19 protein-coding genes, 2 pseudogenes, 1 riboswitch and 1 other annotated feature are annotated in these 17,699 nt (G+C 38.0%); of the genes and pseudogenes, 8 read left to right on the top strand and 13 right to left on the bottom strand.

Translation table 11 applies throughout. The annotated features are described in order from the left end of the window. Window positions 1-18 precede the first annotated feature (18 nt). The 6 genes from FC36_RS12370 to FC36_RS01320 all read right to left on the bottom strand — a co-directional run bounded on the left by FC36_RS12370 (window position 19) and on the right by FC36_RS01320 (window position 6,062). Window positions 19-288 carry a hypothetical protein gene (locus FC36_RS12370; RefSeq protein ID WP_235805791.1) on the bottom strand — a complete coding sequence of 90 codons (270 nt, stop codon included), beginning with the start codon at window positions 286-288 and terminating at the stop codon, window positions 19-21. 5 nt (window positions 289-293) lie between these two features. Continuing rightward, window positions 294-605 (bottom strand): hypothetical protein, encoded by a 312-nt coding sequence (locus tag FC36_RS12365; RefSeq protein WP_025021385.1) that lies wholly within the window; start codon window positions 603-605, stop codon window positions 294-296. A 77-nt stretch (window positions 606-682) separates the two neighbouring features. After that, window positions 683-913 (bottom strand) — a binding site (T-box leader). 188 nt (window positions 914-1,101) lie between these two features. Further along, window positions 1,102-1,593, bottom strand: a complete 492-nt coding sequence (locus FC36_RS01335) for a hypothetical protein (RefSeq protein ID WP_023859001.1) — start codon at window positions 1,591-1,593, stop codon at window positions 1,102-1,104. A 963-nt stretch (window positions 1,594-2,556) separates the two neighbouring features. Continuing rightward, a complete protein-coding gene (thiD, locus tag FC36_RS01330; protein ID WP_025021384.1) occupies window positions 2,557-3,990 on the bottom strand; it encodes a bifunctional hydroxymethylpyrimidine kinase/phosphomethylpyrimidine kinase in 1,434 nt (477 codons plus the stop codon). Then, window positions 3,974-4,789, bottom strand: coding sequence for a hydroxyethylthiazole kinase (thiM, locus tag FC36_RS01325; RefSeq protein WP_025021383.1), 816 nt, complete (start codon window positions 4,787-4,789; stop codon window positions 3,974-3,976). The genes thiD and thiM overlap by 17 nt, the downstream gene beginning before the upstream one ends. Window positions 4,790-4,866: 77 nt before the next feature. After that, window positions 4,867-4,971, bottom strand: a riboswitch (TPP riboswitch). Window positions 4,972-5,120: 149 nt separating this feature from the next. Then, entirely contained in the window at window positions 5,121-6,062 is a 942-nt protein-coding gene (locus FC36_RS01320; protein ID WP_056986669.1) for an AEC family transporter, read from the bottom strand. A gap of 113 nt (window positions 6,063-6,175) precedes the next feature. On the opposite strand from FC36_RS01320, the gene FC36_RS01315 reads away from it, so the two are divergent. Both FC36_RS01315 and FC36_RS01310 read left to right on the top strand, forming a co-directional pair. Continuing rightward, window positions 6,176-7,039 (top strand): alpha/beta hydrolase, encoded by an 864-nt coding sequence (locus tag FC36_RS01315; protein ID WP_023858997.1) that lies wholly within the window; start codon window positions 6,176-6,178, stop codon window positions 7,037-7,039. Window positions 7,040-7,043: 4 nt separating this feature from the next. Then, window positions 7,044-8,081, top strand: coding sequence for a hypothetical protein (locus FC36_RS01310; protein WP_025021382.1), 1,038 nt, complete (start codon window positions 7,044-7,046; stop codon window positions 8,079-8,081). 28 nt (window positions 8,082-8,109) lie between these two features. Here FC36_RS01310 and FC36_RS01305 read toward each other — a convergent pair whose 3' ends face one another. The 4 genes from FC36_RS01305 to FC36_RS01290 form a co-directional block, all read right to left on the bottom strand. Beyond that, window positions 8,110-8,298: a hypothetical protein gene (locus FC36_RS01305; protein ID WP_025021381.1), complete on the bottom strand. Its 189-nt coding sequence runs from the start codon at window positions 8,296-8,298 to the stop codon at window positions 8,110-8,112. Continuing rightward, on the bottom strand, window positions 8,280-9,248 hold the full coding sequence (locus FC36_RS12305; protein ID WP_025021380.1) for an SIR2 family NAD-dependent protein deacylase: 969 nt from the start codon (window positions 9,246-9,248) through the stop codon (window positions 8,280-8,282). The genes FC36_RS01305 and FC36_RS12305 overlap by 19 nt, the downstream gene beginning before the upstream one ends. Next, window positions 9,241-10,098, bottom strand: a complete 858-nt coding sequence (locus tag FC36_RS01295; protein WP_025021379.1) for an SIR2 family NAD-dependent protein deacylase — start codon at window positions 10,096-10,098, stop codon at window positions 9,241-9,243. Before FC36_RS01295 ends, FC36_RS12305 begins: the two co-directional genes overlap by 8 nt. A gap of 247 nt (window positions 10,099-10,345) precedes the next feature. After that, window positions 10,346-11,674, bottom strand: a complete 1,329-nt coding sequence (locus FC36_RS01290; protein WP_025021378.1) for an MATE family efflux transporter — start codon at window positions 11,672-11,674, stop codon at window positions 10,346-10,348. Between the two features lie 190 nt (window positions 11,675-11,864). Here FC36_RS01290 and FC36_RS01285 point away from each other — a divergent pair, with 190 nt between their 5' ends. The 3 genes and pseudogenes from FC36_RS01285 to FC36_RS01280 all read left to right on the top strand — a co-directional run. Continuing rightward, window positions 11,865-12,113, top strand: a complete 249-nt coding sequence (locus FC36_RS01285; protein ID WP_025021377.1) for an alpha amylase N-terminal ig-like domain-containing protein — start codon at window positions 11,865-11,867, stop codon at window positions 12,111-12,113. A 19-nt stretch (window positions 12,114-12,132) separates the two neighbouring features. Beyond that, a pseudogene (locus tag FC36_RS11490) lies at window positions 12,133-12,300 on the top strand (alpha-amylase family glycosyl hydrolase); the annotation flags it as partial. A 1-nt stretch (window position 12,301) separates the two neighbouring features. Then, window positions 12,302-12,532, top strand: a pseudogene (locus FC36_RS01280) (zinc ribbon domain-containing protein); the annotation flags it as partial. Window positions 12,533-12,862: 330 nt separating this feature from the next. On the opposite strand, the gene efp reads toward FC36_RS01280, so the two are convergent. The 3 genes from efp to FC36_RS11775 form a co-directional block, all read right to left on the bottom strand. Continuing rightward, window positions 12,863-13,420, bottom strand: coding sequence for an elongation factor P (efp, locus tag FC36_RS01275; protein ID WP_025021532.1), 558 nt, complete (start codon window positions 13,418-13,420; stop codon window positions 12,863-12,865). A gap of 479 nt (window positions 13,421-13,899) precedes the next feature. Beyond that, on the bottom strand, window positions 13,900-14,850 hold the full coding sequence (locus tag FC36_RS01270) for an alpha-hydroxy-acid oxidizing protein (protein WP_023858665.1): 951 nt from the start codon (window positions 14,848-14,850) through the stop codon (window positions 13,900-13,902). A gap of 71 nt (window positions 14,851-14,921) precedes the next feature. Then, window positions 14,922-15,083, bottom strand: coding sequence for a hypothetical protein (locus tag FC36_RS11775; protein WP_023858664.1), 162 nt, complete (start codon window positions 15,081-15,083; stop codon window positions 14,922-14,924). Between the two features lie 590 nt (window positions 15,084-15,673). Between FC36_RS11775 and FC36_RS01265 the strand changes: the two genes are divergently transcribed. From FC36_RS01265 to FC36_RS01255, 3 genes are all read left to right on the top strand, one after another. After that, complete coding sequence (locus FC36_RS01265; protein ID WP_023858663.1) at window positions 15,674-16,288, top strand: LexA family protein; 615 nt, start codon at window positions 15,674-15,676, stop codon at window positions 16,286-16,288. Window positions 16,289-16,434: 146 nt separating this feature from the next. Further along, window positions 16,435-16,992: an ECF transporter S component gene (locus tag FC36_RS01260; protein ID WP_025021531.1), complete on the top strand. Its 558-nt coding sequence runs from the start codon at window positions 16,435-16,437 to the stop codon at window positions 16,990-16,992. A gap of 257 nt (window positions 16,993-17,249) precedes the next feature. Beyond that, window positions 17,250-17,618: a DUF1304 domain-containing protein gene (locus FC36_RS01255; protein WP_025021530.1), complete on the top strand. Its 369-nt coding sequence runs from the start codon at window positions 17,250-17,252 to the stop codon at window positions 17,616-17,618. The last annotated feature ends 81 nt before the right edge of the window (window positions 17,619-17,699 follow it).

The following is a 17,699-nucleotide window of genomic DNA, read 5'->3' as shown; positions in this document are numbered from 1 at the left end:
AGAACGTAAGGTTCAACCTTACAAGCCCCTCTCTTTAGAGAGGGGTAGTTGACTAATCCCAACACTGAAGATAATTAAAACACTAATCATAATGGCAATTCCCATGTAGGTGCTGGCAATCCGCACCACATCGGCCCCAAAAACAGTTAATCCTAGTACCAAACAACCGATAATGATGATGTTTAAGTAGTAATTCCAACCAAAGTATTGATTAATAGCAGAAGCAGCTCCAGAAATCGCCGCAGCTACGGCCATTAACACCATGATGTAGAAGAAAATTTCAAACAAAATTTCTAACTTATCAAAGGGATGGTATGGTAAAGTTGTTGGAATAGTTCTTTGTGGGATTTTAGATCATATTTGTTGTACATAATCATGGCTTGACGCATAGTTAAAGTTAAAAGAAGCATGGCTAAGATTAAACTCACAATTTCTGACCAACCTAGACTAACAAAATAGGTATTTTCTTGATTTCCAGTTGCGAAACCACCCCCAGCATGGGCTGAGAATAAAACTGAGGCCACTGAAAAAATGGCAATTCCTGGTGAATTAAATGATAATTTTCGGCCGGATTTGGCCTTCTTCGAAGTGATTTTGGTATCCATAGTAGATTCCTCCCTGAACTTTTATTTAGTTTACGCTAAACAAAAAGTCCTTTCGTCCCTTCTGCCTAGCATATGGCAGAAGAGACGAAAGGACAACTTCCGCGATACCACTCTTCTTCATTTCAATCAATGAAATGCTCTTGGTCTAACAACCTGTGCTTGGTTAACGGCAGCGACCCCGTCATTCCCTACTATTTTCAGGAATACCGCTCCTTGGTGAGTTCATTAATTCCCTGCCAATAACTTACACCAACCGTTATCTCTCTTGAGGCAGTTCCTTAATTACTAGTACAATTCATTGCGTTTTGTATTTAAATTAATATATCATGAGAAAAAATAAAAAATAAGAATTATTTTTAATTATTGGAAAAATTTTTTTCATACTTCAATAATAATTTAGAAATGAGTGGTATAAAGCGTACATTGCAGCCTCACCTAGGATATTTTGCACTAAATCATTAAAATCAAAAAGCTGATTAGATTACTCCTTAAAACATTATACTAAGCCAATTAAATACAATTTATTTTTCTCGCCCGGAATATTTAGGTGCCCTCTGAAGGTCAAATTATTAAAAGGAGCGGGAATACGCTGCTTAATTTCTGTTAAATCACTTTTAGTATAATTAGTGACTTTAGTTTCATTATTAGACTCAACGACCATAAACATTGTATTATTGAAATCCATATAGACGGTAGCTGTACAAGCCACTTCTTCACCAGTTTTATTTATAAAGCTAACCGTAAATTCGGTCGGTGTTTTGGTGGTAGTACTTTTATTGATAAATAAAGCCTGCCCGTCCGCTTGATTTTCCTGGTGAACTTTTTGGCTGTAGGTAATCAAGTTGCGAGCTGTCTGAAGAGTCATTTTATCAATCCCCTGTTTGCGGTAGTTGATAATCGCTTGCGTTGACATCCCGACCCCTTGTGCAATCATATTACTTGATAGGTTACTTGCTAGCAAAGCTTGGATAATTTGTTCATCGATCATTATTTCACCTCAAATTTATATCAATTATAGTTTAACATATATTTCAACTATAATTGAAATTAACTTTCGAAAAATAGACTAAAACCTTGATGTTAAGGGAATTCTTTCATTTTTGCATAAGAATATATGTAAGACTCTTTTGTACAAACTATCTTACACTTATGATTTTTAGATAACCATCTAAAATCCTTTACGCGCTAAAAGTTAGCTAATTTAACTAACTTTTATAATTTTGCATTTATTCAGCATCAAATGTACAAGAGGTCGTTTAACTAACGAACCTGGCCTTAGAATTCGCCTCTCAGCATCGGGATTTTAACAATATTTCTATATAAATAATAGACTTTTTGTACATTATTAGCTTTAAAGTCGTAATTTAAGCTAAAGAAAAACTACATATAAAAATTTGTGCATGCAATGTTTCTTAACTATCCATACTTTCGAGTTCCGTTTCTAAATTAGCAATCCTTTAAATCTGTTAACGGCTCCTCCTCAGGTAAGCTTGGACTCAACGAGTTTTTGTCATTCTCGATAATCTCATTTGTAATTGTTGTAATCTAGTTTTTCCAAAATTGGATTGCATAGATAAATTTCGAATTTCATTCTCTTTAATTTAAACAATCATACTTTTCTTAATTATCATCTTCGTTATAATTTGAAAGCTATTTTACCAACTACCCTCTAAAACTCCAAAAAGACAATTAATATACTATTGGTACATTAATTGTCTGAAAGTATATAAAAGAACTTAAAGTTAAATAATAGATGATGGATGGCCTATATTTTCTTATATTGTTACTCAGAAGGTTACTACGGGTCTTGGTCGGATTTTCTTAAATGTTGCATAAGCCATTAAATATAAACATCAGTAGTAAAAATTGGAAATTATTTTTTGTCAAGTGTGCTAAAATTCAGGGTGCATTCCTTTGGAGTAAATAGTAATAAAGCAGATATTTATTCCGATTATTTTAAAAGGTAACCATGATTCATTGGTCCGCTACCAAGTCCAAGATCTAATTGACTAGCTAAAATTCCCGAGAGATATTTCTTGGCTTTTTGAATAGCGGGAATTAAGTCCTCGCCATGTGCAAGGTTAGCTGCAATGGCACTTGATAAAGTACAACCGGTTCCATGTGTATTGGAATTATTAATTTTTTGACCATTAAGCCAAAGTACCTGATTACCTTGAGCAAAGACATCATTGGCATCGTTAACTAGGTGACCGCCTTTAACTAGTACGGCACAACCTAATTCTTGCGTTAATTTTTGAGCCGCTACTTCCATATCGGTGGCATTCCTAATTTCCATTTCCGCTAAAATTTGGGCTTCATCAATGTTAGGAGTAATAAGAGTTGCTTGACGAGCTAAGGCTTTTAAGGCATCAAGCGTTTCAGACTTCATCAGTTGGGCCCCAGAAGTAGCAACCATGACCGGATCTAAGACAACATTGTTTGCCTGATACAAACTTAATTCCTGTGCAATTACTTGCATTAACTCTGGACTTGGTACCATCCCAACCTTAATAGCCAGAGGATAAATGTCTGTAAAGACCGTTGCTATTTGTGCTTGTAAAAATTCGGGACTGGATTCTATAATCGCCGTAACCCCTTGAGTGTTTTGTGCGGTCATAGCAGTAATCGCGGTCATGGCAAACCCACCATTGGCCATAATTGCCTTGATATCAGCTTGAATTCCGGCCCCACCACTGGAATCACTACCCGCAATTGATAAAACGGGCGGTAGGTTCGCACTCCGCGAGGTGAAGACAGTTTTAACTGCTAAAGCTTTGAGTTTGTGACTTTGCTTTTCAATTTCTGGTGCCCCCAAAATAGCATTCACTATAGCTAACCCTGCAATTCCAGTTCCAGCTAAACTTTCCATATTATCCTCATCAATCCCCCCAATCGCTACAACGGGAATGTTAACAGCTTGACAAATTTCTGCTAAGGTTTGACGGCTAACCCTAACAGCATCGGTCTTGGTTTGGGTGGGAAATATGGTACCCACGCCCAGGTAATTTGCCCCTTTGGCCTGGGCTTCTTTGGCTTGAGCCACGTTTTGCACTGAGACACCTAGGATCATATCGCTAGGTATTTGCTGGTAAAAATCGGATTTTTGTAAGTCTTCTTGACCAACATGTAAACCATCGGCTTGACAATCCAGGGCAACTTCCAAACTATCATTAATAATGAATGGCACTTGTGCTTCTTGGCAAAGCTGTTTAACGGCGTAAGCTTCTGCACTAAAAGCTTCCCTGGACAGATTTTTTTCGCGTAGTTGCAAGCACGTTACACCGCCGGCCAAAGCTTGCTTAATGCTTGTTAAAAATTCAGTCTGACCTAAATTTTTTCGGTCAGTGACGGCGTATAACAATAAATCTTTATCTAAGTTTGACATAGTTTGCACCTTCTTTTACTTCTTTATCTGTCATTTGATAAACCGCATCAATTAAATAATTGCGGTAACTAGCATTGCCATCGCCAACTGTTATTTTCTTCGCGGCCTTTTCTCCAGCTAGCCCCCACATGCAGGTGGCTGTTAGACAAGTTTTAGTCCAATCTTGTCCGGCGCCTAATAAAGCTCCAATTAAAGCGCTTAATTGGCAACCAGTCCCAGTGACGTCTTTCATTAAGGCATGCCCATTTTGTACCAGGTAAGCTTGCTGAGAATTAACAATTAAATCTTCCGGTCCGCTAGCTATCAAGACGCAATCAGATTGTTGACAAAAATCCTGCATCTGCGCTATTAGGCTGTCTTGAGTAGCCTGGGTCATTTGATCTGTTTGAGCCATATCTACCCCGGAACCATGTTGTTGACCACTGATTAAAGTGAGGATTTCCGAAAAATTACCACGAATTACCTGTGGCTTCACGGTGGTTAAAATTTCTTGCACCGCTTTTTGTCTAAAAGTAGATACACCAATACCTACGGGATCCAATAACACCATTTTTCCGTATTGACGCATAGCCTTACCAGCGGCTAAGCTAGCAGTAAAAGTCCTTTGGTTTAAGGTGCCAATATTAATCACCAAAACTTCAGCTTTTTGCGCAATTTCAGTCATTTCTGTGATTTCGTCAGCCATTAAAGGGCGACCCCCACTAGCAATAATCACATTAGCACAATCATTGACGGTTACATAATTCGTAATGCAATGGACTAGGGGTGCGTATTTTCGACATGCTTGTAATAAATCCATCTCAATTCCTCCATACAAAAACAGGCCCTTCCTATGAAAAGAGCCTGTCTTAAATGGAGAATATCTTTAAATATCACACAAAATGTCTACAAACTCCCTCCGCCGGCATTATCCGGATCAGGTTAAGGGTCGAAGTTGATGACTTCCTCTCAGCTCGCTTACGAGCTCCCCTGCTTCAATTTTACCTTCTAACTATAACATGTTTTGAAATCGCATTCAATAATAGAATTTCATTCTTCGCTCTATATTTTGAGTATCACAAAACATAGAATGATTTACTTACTTTCTATAACATTCAAATTTCTGTATAAAATACACAAGATTATTACTGTTAGTGAATTAAATTAGCCAACATTATCATCAACGGCAGACTAATCATAGAACAAACTGTTGATAGGCACAAAACCTTGGAAGCAAAATCTACCGGTTGATTATTGATTAGGCTTAACATCACAATTAAGCCGGCGACCGGAGCCGAAATCATGACCGTGATAGCGGTAAAAGCTGTGGAAGATAATGGTAAAAAGGCTAAAGTTGCCACCAAAATCAAAGGAAAAATGAGGTTGCGCAAGAAGACCAAGCTCCAAACTTCTAAATCATCATAAAACTTGCCTTTAATCGTAGCCAGGTTAGCGCCAATTACAATCATACTTAATGGTGTATTGAGCGTTGCTACATACTCAATCGGCTTCATCACCATAACTGGTAGTGCTTGGTTCAAACCACTTATAAAAAATAACAAACCGATAATCGTAGCGATAATATTAGGATTGAGTAAAATGGTGCGTAAGGTTTCCCCTAACATGAAACGCTTTCGCTTCTGAAAAAGGCTTACGCCGTGGGTCCACAAAAAAATATTATTAACCACTAAAAACGGTACCGAAAAAAAGGTACCTTGCTTACCAATTAAAGCTTGAATTAAGGGGATGCCCATAAAACCACTGTTGGTGTAAGTGACAGCAAATTTATAAATTCCTTGCTGGTCATTTTCTTTGAAAGTCGGTAAAGAAAATAAGAGCTTACCTAAAAAGACAGATACGGAAAAAGAAATTACCGTCGCTAATATGGTCCACCAAAAAGTTTGCAAAAGATTAGTGGTCATCTTTTGGTGAAAGGAATTAAAAATTAAACATGGTGAAACCACATTAATTAAAATAGTTGTTAATTCCTTAATTGTCTGTTCATGCAGCACTTTGAGCCTTTGACAGGTAAAACCAATCCCCATCAGGATGAACATGATGCAGATTTGCTGAAAAGAAATTAGAAAATACATATCCGCTACTAATTTCCTCCTTAAATTTTTGATATATTCTTATTTTATGTCGCAAACCCTATGATAACAAGTGGAAAAATCGCTATAATTAAAGAAAAAGGAGGTATAAATTTATGTACTATCAAAGTTTCCCTCTCCGACCTGGCAATGCGGCGGTAAAGCTAACTGCTTATGTATTGGATGAGGAAATTACCCACAAAAAGCACCGTAAGCGTCCCGGCATCATTGTTTGTCCCGGCGGTGGCTATCTAAATCTTGCCCATAAGGAAAGTGAACCAGTAGTAGCACGCTTCTTGGGGATGGGATTTAATGTTTTTTTACTTGATTATTCCGTTTACTTCCTGCAACGGCCAGATGCCCAACAAGCAGCTGTAATCAATGAGGATTTTGAGATTTTTCAGACCTATCGAGATTTAGAATGTGCCCTGCAGGTCATCGCTGACCATGCTAAGGAATGGTATTTAGATTCTGAACGACTTTACCTTTTAGGTTTCTCAGCTGGCGCTCATCTCATTGCGTATTTTATGGAACATCAAGCCGATTATACTATCCCTGCTCCTTTGAAAATTCAAGGCTTAATCCTAGCTTATCCGATGTTGACGGTTCCGAGTGTGCATTTGCACAGAGATGCCGCTTACCTTGCACAAGCAATCCCACCAGAATTTCACCAACAATTAGATTTAATTCAAGGCGTGGATGCTAATTTTCCGAAAACTTTCCTTTGGCAGGGAGGACAAGATACGACCGTTTCCCCAAAAGAAACCACACAATTTGTCCTCAAACTTCAGGAATTGGGCGTACCTTGTGAATACCATCTCTTCCAAAGTGGAATTCATGGTTTAGCCTTAGCTGATGAGACAAGTGCTGTTTATCCGCGGGATGTTGACCCTACCTTAGCACAATGGATCAATGCTGCCAAGCTTTGGTTGGCTCAGGACCAAGGTCCAGTAACCCTCTACCAAGATGAACGGCAATAAGAAGATGAATTTACTGAAAGAAGCCCAGGAATTTTTTCCAGAAGCTCAACTCAAGCGCCATGGTTCCCAGTTAAAAATTCAGCAACCCTTAGATCTCGTGGAAAGAATCACTTTCACCAAAGACCAACAGGATCTAGCCAGTTTTTACCGAGTGATGGCTACGCTCATTGAACAAGTCCCGTTACCTAAGATCGATTATCAAACTGACTTTTGGCAATTGATATTGGCTAATTTACCCCGGTATTACCCGGATTTTACGCATGTAAAAATTCCTGATTTACCATTTACTCCTATCGAAAAACAAGACTTTCGATATTTTCAAGCCCAACTTGTTCACGATATACTAGCGCTAGGTCAAATGGCCCTTCAGGACAAAAGTTTCTCGGAAATTACACTCCAACATGGACCGCAAGCTTTTACCGCAACTGTTGACTTAGAAAACGGTCAGGTTCAGCACAACTTGGATACCGTGCGTTTTAGCTTCAATAATTTGCCGGATTTGGCATCCTCTCGTTCCCCAAGCCCTACTACTGCTCGTCAAAGTTATAAGCAATTTGCCTTGGCTGCCTTAATTAGTCAGCAAAATTATCGGGATATTCATACTTATTTTCAAGCCACACATTCCGAAATTTACCGTCCGGAACAGCTAGATGACTATTTGTATGCAGCTTGTCATAACCAAATTTACGAGGGCTATCGTTATTTAGCCGGTCAAGGTCAGGAACCTCAAACTTTAACTATCAGCCAATTAGCTAAGTTCTATGTGCAAATGCGACTATATCTTTCGTTGCCATTTTTGGAAATTAAGTCATCATTGGTGGATCTCACGCTCACGCAAGCTTTCAAGTTATCACAATCTTTTGAACAATTCATCAGCTGGCAAACTAATTGTCAAGTTAAGCTTACGACAACTTCTGGACAAGTATTTCTTTCCCGTCCAGACCAACCCGTCGCACTTTTTTTAGAGCGTAATTTTTGGTATTATGCTAAGCATTTACCTCAACAGTTATTACGATTCCAAAAAATCATCAACAACAAATAGCCCTCCACTTCAGGAAGGCTTTTTTGGCTTATTGGTGTAATTGATTATAACCAACTTGAACAAATTTTTGTAACATTTCGGTATCGGCTTGCCATTGTGCATCTTTTTGAAAGTTATGGCGCCGGTTAACGGCAAAAGAACCATGTAAAATGTAGATAAACAATGTTTCGGCTTGACGGGTATCCAGACCTGTTTTCATCATAATTTCAGGTACCATGCGCCCCTTTTCTTGATGGATGATACGACCAATAATGTATTCGCTGTGTAAGATGGATAGATTTGCTTAATTAGTTTCGTATCTTCATGGGGGGTACCCTTAACTTCTTGTGGCGGGATAATTTTAGCACCTAAATCATTACCGGTTAACAATTCTTCTAAAGCCAAACTTAAATCAGCGTCAAAGCCAATCGCCCGAGCCGCTAAATTAGCAGGAATATTCAGTTCACCCTTATTAATCGTAATATAACGGCTATTATGATTACCGGCAACTAATTGCATACTAGGTGCTTTAATTAGCTGATTGTGGGCACCAATCCCCAGTTCTAAAACTAATAATTTCCGGTTTTGATTTCGCGTAATGAAGTTTTGAAAAGCATCTACTTGGGTTTGATTAATTTGAAAATCAGGCCCAGCTAAATTAAGTTTCACAGTTCCCCCACAAATATCACATAGAGGTACGTCAGCTACTGTCAAGGTTCCGGCTTGGTCTTTTTGATAAATTTCATGTAAAATATTCTTTAAATCTACATGATCTCCGTTTTGACAAATTCCTTCCAACCAAGACCCTTCTACTTCTAAAACCGGTAAACCGGCTTGCTTAAAATGGCCTTCGGTGTTGGAAGTCCACACCAAGTAGTCCTTACCAGCAAGTAAACCTTGGAGTTTTTGCATCACAGGACTAGCATGATAACTATAGTTATAAAATTCTGCTACTCGACCATACATCCGAAAACGTTCCACGTCGTGCGGATAATCATAGGAAAAAGCACTTAAAAGATTAGGTAAGCGATATTTCGTTACCATGTTGCCTAAGGCTTGACGAAAATTTTGATTATCAGTAAATAAATTTACCCCTTCGGAAATGGCGAATCCATTACTAGCTGTAACTAGTACGGCATCAGCTTGCTTGATCCATTTGCGGGCGAGTTTTAAGCTTGATTTAGACATTTTTTCCCTCCAATTTTTGTACAGCAGCAGCTAAAACATTATTAATATCCTCGTGAATTAAGAGTGAACGGTCAACAATTTGTGGATGTGTCAAGGCATCTTTAGGATTAATATTAACGTAAAAAGCCTGTTTCATAGCATTGGTCATCTCCCAGAAAGGTTCTTGAATAAACATCGGAGTCATGCGTCCCACACCTAATTCAAGAAAGAGAATTTTTTGACCTTGGTATTGACCCAAGAACTGATTTATTTTTTTGTGTTCTTCAAAGTAACGTTTTCCTTCAAGAAACTCTGGCCCCCGCGCCCAAGGAATTAATTTGGCTCCATTCACTGGACTGTATGGGATGGCTGTCTTTGGCAATTTATGCTCTCTCACTTGGCCCTGAACTTGCGCCAATAGTTGTCGTGTGGAATAGAGATTTTGGTCGCTACTAGGTCGCTCGCTTTGAAAATAATTCCAAGAGCCTTGAATTTCAGAAATCTTTTCTGCCGGAAAATCCTGAAAAAATAAGGTATCTTGGTTAGTTGTCATGATGTGGTAGTCTTTATCTTTTAAGAGGCGTTTAAGGTTCTTGTAAGTCGGCTTTTGAGCCGGAAGATTGAGAATCATATCTAAAGCGGCCAGGTAAAAGCCCCAGTGTTCCTCTTCGCTTTCAAAGTGGTTATAAAAGCCATTAAAAATTCCGTGAAACCCATATTTATCAGCATAGTAGCGTATTTCAGTATTATAAAGGAGACTGTCTTCATACCAAAAATCCATCCCCGCTGCGGTCGACATCCCTGAAGCCGCTCCGACTAAAATTGCATCAGCTTCGTTGATTTGTCTTAATAAAGCATTAATTTTATCCATATTAAACTCCTTTTAAACAGTTTGTTTTTTTTCAGTCACTATGTCATGAAGTTTTCTTTAGCATAAATTACTTTACCTTAGACTTAAAGCACACTCCGTGATAATCTGTTCATTTCAAGACACTTTTATATTTTTGTCACGAACTTGTTTACGAGTTTATATTAGATTATAGAACTATAACTGCTCAACTCATCTAAGTTGGAAAAGACAAATAAGACGCCACTAATTTTTTAGCAGCGTCTTATTTTTATATGCATATTTTACGACGTAACATCCAGTAATAGCTAACGCATAAGATAATTTGGACTACGGAAGAAGCTGGTGTTGCCATCCCAAGGTAAAAGAGATTTGCCCCCGGTAGACTGGTCAAGAAGAAAGCCAGAGGAATTCGGAATAGTAATGCTCCAATAAGGCCTTGTATCATGACGAACTGGGTCTTACCATAACCATTAAAGTAACCCACGAAACAAAAGAAAATGGCAGTCATCAAAACGTCAAAAGCATAAGATTTCATGTACAATGCCGTCGCATCTACGACCCCACGATTTTGAGTAAAAATACGGGCCAATGCATCCCCGTGAAAAAAAGAAATGTAGGCCATAACAGTCGCAAAGACTAACGAAGCTCCCATTCCATAAAAAAGGCTCTTTCTTGCACGGTTATGTTGCTTAGCCCCAACATTTTGAGCGACAAAAGCAGCCATGGCTTGCATAAAAGCAATCGGTAATAACATGATAAAAGCAGTTGCCTTTTCACCTACACCAATTCCCGCCGAAGCTGTAACACCCATAGTATTAGCAATCGCTAAGATGACCACAAAGGAAATGTTAATCAAGAAATCTTGTAAGGCAATCGGACTTCCTAACTTCATAATCGCTTTAATCACAGTAAAATCAGGTTGTTTTAGTTCAAAAATTTTTCCGTCACGCCTTTGCGATAAAAAGTAAAAAGCAACTAGGCTAATAGCTTGAGCAGTTACCGTAGCTATCGCAGCCCCACTAGCTCCCATTTTAAAGTGAGCAACTAAGATTAAATCTAAGAAGACATTAATTGTAGCGGCTATCCCAACCGTAATCAAAGGAGTAATGGAATCACCTAACCCCCGAAAGACCGATCCCACCAGATTATAACCGACGATAAAGATTGCTCCTAGCCCGGAAATCCGCAGGTAAGCAACTGTCGCATCCAAAGCAGATTGAGGCGCACGCATCATATGAGCTAATCCTGGTGCAAATACCACCACCATTACAGTTAATATCAAGGCCAGTCCTGCAAATAACAAGAGACCATTCATAATAACATGTGGGACTTTGTCTTTTTTACCTTGTCCCAATACTTGAGCAATTAAAATTGTAATCCCCATCGCCATAGATGAAACTAGAGAAGTTAGCGTCTGCATAACCTGACCTCCAGTCGAAACTGCAGAAACTTGGCTGGTGCTAGAAAATTGGCCGACGATTAACAAGTCGGCAGCTGTATACAAAGCTTGTAACAAGAGAGCAAATAAAATCGGCATAGCAAACTGTAACAACTTACGCAAAATCGGTCCTCTGGTAAAGTTTTGTGTGTCTGTCATAAATCCCTCCTAATTTTTGCAAAAAAAGGATAAGAGCCCACAGGCATCTTATCCAGCCGGACTATTGGCCCGACCCTCCGATGTAACAATGTTTACATTGTGCCAAGACTCTTACTAAAAGTCAAGAAAAAATATTTAACTCCTTGTGCCAAATATAAGTTACAATAAAAGAAAAATACGGAGGTGCCTTATGAATTATCCTGCTATTTACCATCGTCCTGAAAGCGAAATGGCTTATTTACTTGATTCAAAAACTATACAAATTCGGCTTAAGGCGGCTAAAAACGACCTCAAACAAGTCCAAATTTTAGCCGGTGATCCTTACGCTTTAAATAACCCTCATTTCAAGCGACCTCACCCCCAAACAATGACCAAAATTATGACTGACGAACTTTATGATTACTGGCAAATCAGCCTACAAAGCACTAACGGCGCCTAAACTGCTGGCTAAATTAACCAGCCATCTGATGAAATATCGTGACTCAGCCAACCAAACGATGTTTAACGCCCTAGATTCTCATGATACCGCCCGCCTATTGACCTTGGCTAAAGAAGATAAAACTTTAGCTCTACAAACCCTTGCCTTTACTTTCTTACAACCGGGAGTACCGTCAATCTATTATGGAATATAAATCTGAATTGTACGGAAGAGTATTCATGACTGTCAATCCTAGAAATACTACACAAACATGTCATGATTGTGGCTTTGTTATGGGTAAAAATGGGACTAACAAATTAACTCTCAAAGATAGAGAGTGGGACTGTCCTAATTGTCATACACACCACATTAGAGATTGGAATGCCAGTAAGAATATTCTAGCCAAAGGATTAGAAAAATTAGCTAAAGAAAAAGCCTAGTATATCAAACTAGGCTCAAGTCCGTGGGCAACTGGCGGACTATAAAGGCATTGGTAATTAGGTGTAAGACGTACTGGCTATGCTGGTATGCAGTCTGTATCTATGCAACTTGTAACAGAGAACGTAAGGTTCAACCTTACAAGCCCCTCTCTTTAGAGAGGGGTAGTTAACCACCACTAAGCAAGTACAGTCAGTCCCAACGACAACACCGATCCTACTGCAAGCAGGTTATCAAAAAAATAAACTAGCGCCAAAAGGCTTCATAATCCTAGTAGACTAAGCTAAAAAGGGATGACCAAAGCGGCCATCCCTTTTTTTGATTTGCTTTAATTACGCGCGACTCTTGTATTCACCATTGGCGGTCGTAATGATTAAGCTGTCTCCGACGCTAATAAAGTCAGGGACAGTTACCACTAAACCAGTTTCCATAGTAGCTGGCTTCCCACCACCAGCGGCGGTAGCCCCCTTAATGTTAGGGGCTGTTTCCACCACTTTCATTTCTACCGTAGATGGTAAGGTAATCCCAATTAATTCGCCCTTGCAAAAGTCTAATTGAACTTCCATGTTAGGCATCAAGAACTTCTTTTCTTCAGCAACTTGGTCTGTGTTTAATTCGTATTGTTCATAAGTTTCCATATCCATGAACACTTCCACGGTGCCTTCGCTGTAAAGATATTGGGCGTTTTTCTTATCAACCATGACCAGTTCTACTTTTTCGCTAGGACGCATCGTGGTTTGCACAATGGAACCTGAACGTACGTCGTTTAGCTTCATTTGCATCACAGTGTTGCCCTTACCAGGCTTGTGATGGTTGGTTTCTAAGACTCGGATCAATTTTCCGTTTTGTTCAAAAATCATACCTTTTTTTAAGTTAATTGCTTCTACCATTAGTTTTTTGCTCCTTCTTGGATGCAAATAACAAAGCGCGGTTTGTTATCTGCTCCGTATCTTTTTATTTTTCAATCCAAATACGTACTAGAGCAGACAAGCCGTAGCCTATCTGCATCCAAGTTTAGGTGGGGCCAATGGTAAAGCGAATTCTTTAATTCTCATATAATGAATACCTCGCTTTCTCTAGTATTATACCATGAGAAGCAATTTTAGCGGAAAAAATCTTAAAATAAGAGCTAATCAACCTTGACCACTTCTTATTTATGTTTTACATAAGAAAATAATTCACAAAAGTAAGCAGTTGCATATCATACAAGAGCAATTCCCCACACTATGGTGGAAATATTAGACGATTTAGCTATAGTAAAACGAGGCTAGAAAATAAAAGCCTTAAAAATTCAACGCGTTTGGAACGTAATTTTTTAAGGCTTTTGACTTACAAGACTTTTTCCAGTCCAGTTTACTTATTTGTACTCTTATTGAAAATGTAAAACTGAAGAATCAAAGGACTTAGTGTCGGAGATGTTTGTGTACATCATCATTTCCGACAATTGTTCGTTCATCTTCTTAATTTGGCGCATGACTCCTGGAGTGGCTTCATCTAACAAAGGACGTAATATAGCTCGTCCCACAGAAACAGCGTCAGCCCCTAAAGCTAAAGCTTTGTAGGCATCGTAACCTGTTTCGATGCCACAGTCAACAAAGATGGTGATTCCAGATCCTGCTAAGGCCTTCTTAATAGCTGGTAACATCATTAATGGTGGTGTCGCGAAAGCTAAACGACCATGGTGATGAGAAATAACAATTCCTTTAACCCCGGCTTCTTTAGCCTTGAGGGCATCCTGGACTGAAAGAACCCCTTTGGCAACAAATGGTACATCACCGGCAGCTTGAACATAACTCTTTAAATCTGCAACAGTCACAGGACCCAAAGGAATCCCATCAACAATATCATACTTACCATTTTTACCAGGTACATGACAAATATCCATCCCTAAAGCAAAAATATCATGTTGCTTTGAGAACTCAATTTGTTTGTAAATGATGTTGTGGTCCGAAAATGGCTTGATGTTACGAATGGTTGGCACACCTACTTCGGAAATTTCCTTGTAAGTGCCATCGGTTTCCATCCCAATCCAGTTCATCATACCAGTTTTTTTGGCCGCCCAAGCATTTTCACGCATTGGCTTTCGTCCGTTTTTTCCAACCTTGTTCAAGTGTGAGAAAGCTGGCATGACAATCGGACTGGCAAATTCCTTGCCAAAGATTTCTGTGGTTAAATCAGGTTCGACAGAATCAAGGATGCGCATTTCAACTAAAATGCTATCCAAGTAGTGACGATTAATTAAATTGGCATCTTCTGATCGCCCACTTGTCACTGGAATTAACCCCTTAGGACCAGGCCATGGCCCGTTATTTTGTTCCATATCAAAAAAACTCCTTTTCCAGTCGTTAACCTATTTTAAACCTCTTTGTCACCAAACTACAAACTATTTGCCTATTTCTTGAGAACTTTCATATAAGGAATATCTTTTTCTCTCTTAGGGGGCAACGTAACCGCTTCGTAGTAGTAATAACCGTCTAAATCTCTTTCAGACAATAGTTGGTCGAAATAATTAATAATTTTTTTCTTTGTTGCAATTAGACTATTTTTAATCATATTAAGTCACTCCAATTAAGCTTATTCCTTTTAACAATTATATTACGCTTAAGTTGTTTCAATTAAGTCTTTAAAATTTGTTGCTTTAAAAGAACGAACTCTATAATCAAATCTACGTTTATAATCATATCCTCAACCTCATTTTTTTGCAAGTAAATTGTCTTAGACAAATTCTTTTTGGTTACACTTAGCAACGTCTATACCATTAGAAATAAGTAGTGTAGGCTGGTTTTTCTCTTTTTAAAAATTTTTCGTCCGTTTTAGAAAAGCGAATCATTTACCGAAAAATCCCTTTATATAACAAGGATTTTTATTTTAATATTTTCCCTTGTTACATCTAGACTTACTTTGCCGATAAGAAAATTTATGTTTTCTTTCGGGTAGTAAACTATAAATTTAAATAGACTTTTATTCAACTATAAGTAGCAAGTTCACATTTCTTATCTATCTATTTTAGAAACATTTTTGTTTCTTTATGGAAACAATATGTATTGTAAATCTTTAGTTTCTTTATGTCAACTTTAATTTTACAAAATCGTTCTTATGTGTTAAAATTAGCTTATTAAATTATCCTGGAAGGACTGAAAGAAATGAGATCTAGTGATCAAGTCATTGATTTAATTATTGATATTGCTAAACAAAAGCATATTTCAATTACTGAATTATCCAAGCGTGTCGGCATGGCTAAGTCCGGTGTTTCTCGTTACTTCAATAAAACACGCAAATTTCCTTTAAGTCGTACTGCAGCCTTTGCTGACGCCCTAGGAGTTCGTCCTGATTACTTAATCAACGATGATGAAGTAGACCTTGGACCTGTGACTGATTTTGTCAAAGTACCTGTAATTGGTAAAATTGCTTGCGGTTCACCAATTACTGCCCAAGAAAACATTGAATCTTACATTGAAGTACCACGTGATGCTGCCCACCGTAATGTTATCTATCTCGAGGCCAAGGGACATTCCATGGAACCAACAATTCCTGATGGTTCCTTAGTACTAATTAACTTGCAACCAACTGTCGAAAATGGGGAAATTGCGGCTGTCTTAATGAATGATCAAGAAGATGCCACCTTAAAGAAAGTTAAAAAGCAAGGTAACTCATTGGTTCTTTACCCACTTAACCCTGATTACGATGTGATTGTGCCCGAAAAAGACGACAATGTCCGCATCCTGGGCAAGGCCGTTCAAGTTACTTTAAATCTCTAATGATAATCAAGTCTGACTGACTTGGTTTTTTTATTTGGGCTTTTTTGTATCTGGTATTAAATTATTTTTTAATTTTGGGTATATTTTTATGACCAGTTATTTGCTATTCTTTTAACTAAGAAATTATTTATTAAGGAAGTGAGTCTATGCCTCGTAATAATCAAAATTCTTTACATACCTTGATTTTAACTGGTTTATTTGCAGCAATTATTTACATAGGTATCTGGGTATTACGAATTCCAATCCCAGCTATGGTGGGACGCCCCTTTATCCATTTTGGTAACACTTTAACTTTAGTGGCTATCCTATTTTTAGGCTACCGGAATGGTATCTTAGCTGGTATTATTGGCCTTGGTGGTTTTGACATATTAAATGGTTATGCTGCTACTTCATGGTTAATTATGCTAGAAGTGGTGCTTGTAGCTTCAGTAGTAACTGGTGTTTACAAATTAATGGGTTACCAAGATAACCGTAAAAATATCATTATCATAGCAATTATTGCCGGAATTACTAAAATTTTTTCTTCCTATGGGACTTCTATCGTCGAAGCCCTGATGGTCGGTACCAATATCAAAACTGCACTGGTTGCATCTTTTATGAGCCTACCAGCTACGGTTATCAATTCAATTTCAACGGCAATTTTTGCCCCGTTGCTTTACTTTGCAATTCGAAAAATATTTGTTCAAAGCACGCAACGCCGCTAAAGAGACTATGAAAAAGTTCAAAAAGGAAAAACCACTAGAAATTCGATTACGATTCTAAAATCACTGATTTCTAGCGGTTTTTTTGCTAATTCTAAAGTTAGAACATATTATTTCACTTCTATATAAATAAGGTTGAACAAAATTAAATTGTAAAAAATTCTAGAATTTTGAGGAAAAACTACTATTTTCTGCCTTTTTAGTTTGAATTTTTGTTAGAATAGAAATTGAATTATTTTTTAAAGTGTGAGGAATTTGATATGCACAATTTAGCAATTTTTTTCGTATTTTTAGTGGCTCTAGAAGCCCTGTATATTATGCGCATCGAAATGTTTGGTACGCCAGAAAAACACGCCCAAACTTTTGATATACCACTCGAATATACTAAACAAGAACAAGCACGAACTGCTATGGCCAATCAAGGTCTCTACAACGGTTTCTTAGGAGTTGGACTATTATTATCGCTATTTTTGCTTCCTAGCGCCGGACGTTTCTTTGTAGTTACCATGTTTTTAGTCTTTATTTCTATAGCAGCAATTTATGGTTGGTTATCATCTGGTAAAATTAAAATTTTATATTTACAAGGAAGTCCCGCTTTTATTGCATTACTCTTATGGATTTTCTTTTAAATTTAAAAACTTATTGGTGATTTAATGAAGTGCCTTATAATTGTTAGACAAAATCTAACGATTATGAGGTGCTTTTTATAT

This window comes from Ligilactobacillus equi DSM 15833 = JCM 10991 (assembly GCF_001435735.1).
Lineage (GTDB): Bacteria > Bacillota > Bacilli > Lactobacillales > Lactobacillaceae > Ligilactobacillus > Ligilactobacillus equi.
Note: the sequence above shows the minus strand (reverse complement) of the source record. Positions and strands in the feature narration are given on the sequence as shown.

Bases quoted from the DNA above. Each gene is read 5' to 3' on its own strand.
- FC36_RS12305 (WP_025021380.1), bottom strand. From the start codon at position 9,248: ATGTCTAAATCAAGCTTAAAACTCGCCCGCAAATGGATCAAGCAAGCT.
- efp (WP_025021532.1), bottom strand. From the start codon at position 13,420: ATGGTAGAAGCAATTAACTTAAAAAAAGGTATGATTTTTGAACAAAAC.
- FC36_RS01260 (WP_025021531.1), top strand. From the start codon at position 16,435: ATGCCTCGTAATAATCAAAATTCTTTACATACCTTGATTTTAACTGGT.
- FC36_RS01310 (WP_025021382.1), top strand. From the start codon at position 7,044: ATGAATTTACTGAAAGAAGCCCAGGAATTTTTTCCAGAAGCTCAACTC.
- FC36_RS12365 (WP_025021385.1), bottom strand. From the start codon at position 605: ATGGATACCAAAATCACTTCGAAGAAGGCCAAATCCGGCCGAAAATTA.
- FC36_RS01295 (WP_025021379.1), bottom strand. From the start codon at position 10,098: ATGGATAAAATTAATGCTTTATTAAGACAAATCAACGAAGCTGATGCA.
- FC36_RS01320 (WP_056986669.1), bottom strand. From the start codon at position 6,062: ATGTATTTTCTAATTTCTTTTCAGCAAATCTGCATCATGTTCATCCTG.
- FC36_RS01290 (WP_025021378.1), bottom strand. From the start codon at position 11,674: ATGACAGACACACAAAACTTTACCAGAGGACCGATTTTGCGTAAGTTG.
- FC36_RS01335 (WP_023859001.1), bottom strand. From the start codon at position 1,593: ATGATCGATGAACAAATTATCCAAGCTTTGCTAGCAAGTAACCTATCA.
- FC36_RS01315 (WP_023858997.1), top strand. From the start codon at position 6,176: ATGTACTATCAAAGTTTCCCTCTCCGACCTGGCAATGCGGCGGTAAAG.
- FC36_RS01265 (WP_023858663.1), top strand. From the start codon at position 15,674: ATGAGATCTAGTGATCAAGTCATTGATTTAATTATTGATATTGCTAAA.
- FC36_RS01305 (WP_025021381.1), bottom strand. From the start codon at position 8,298: ATGGTACCTGAAATTATGATGAAAACAGGTCTGGATACCCGTCAAGCC.
- thiM (WP_025021383.1), bottom strand. From the start codon at position 4,789: ATGGATTTATTACAAGCATGTCGAAAATACGCACCCCTAGTCCATTGC.
- FC36_RS01285 (WP_025021377.1), top strand. From the start codon at position 11,865: ATGAATTATCCTGCTATTTACCATCGTCCTGAAAGCGAAATGGCTTAT.
- FC36_RS01270 (WP_023858665.1), bottom strand. From the start codon at position 14,850: ATGGAACAAAATAACGGGCCATGGCCTGGTCCTAAGGGGTTAATTCCA.
- FC36_RS01255 (WP_025021530.1), top strand. From the start codon at position 17,250: ATGCACAATTTAGCAATTTTTTTCGTATTTTTAGTGGCTCTAGAAGCC.
- thiD (WP_025021384.1), bottom strand. From the start codon at position 3,990: ATGTCAAACTTAGATAAAGATTTATTGTTATACGCCGTCACTGACCGA.
- FC36_RS11775 (WP_023858664.1), bottom strand. From the start codon at position 15,083: ATGATTAAAAATAGTCTAATTGCAACAAAGAAAAAAATTATTAATTAT.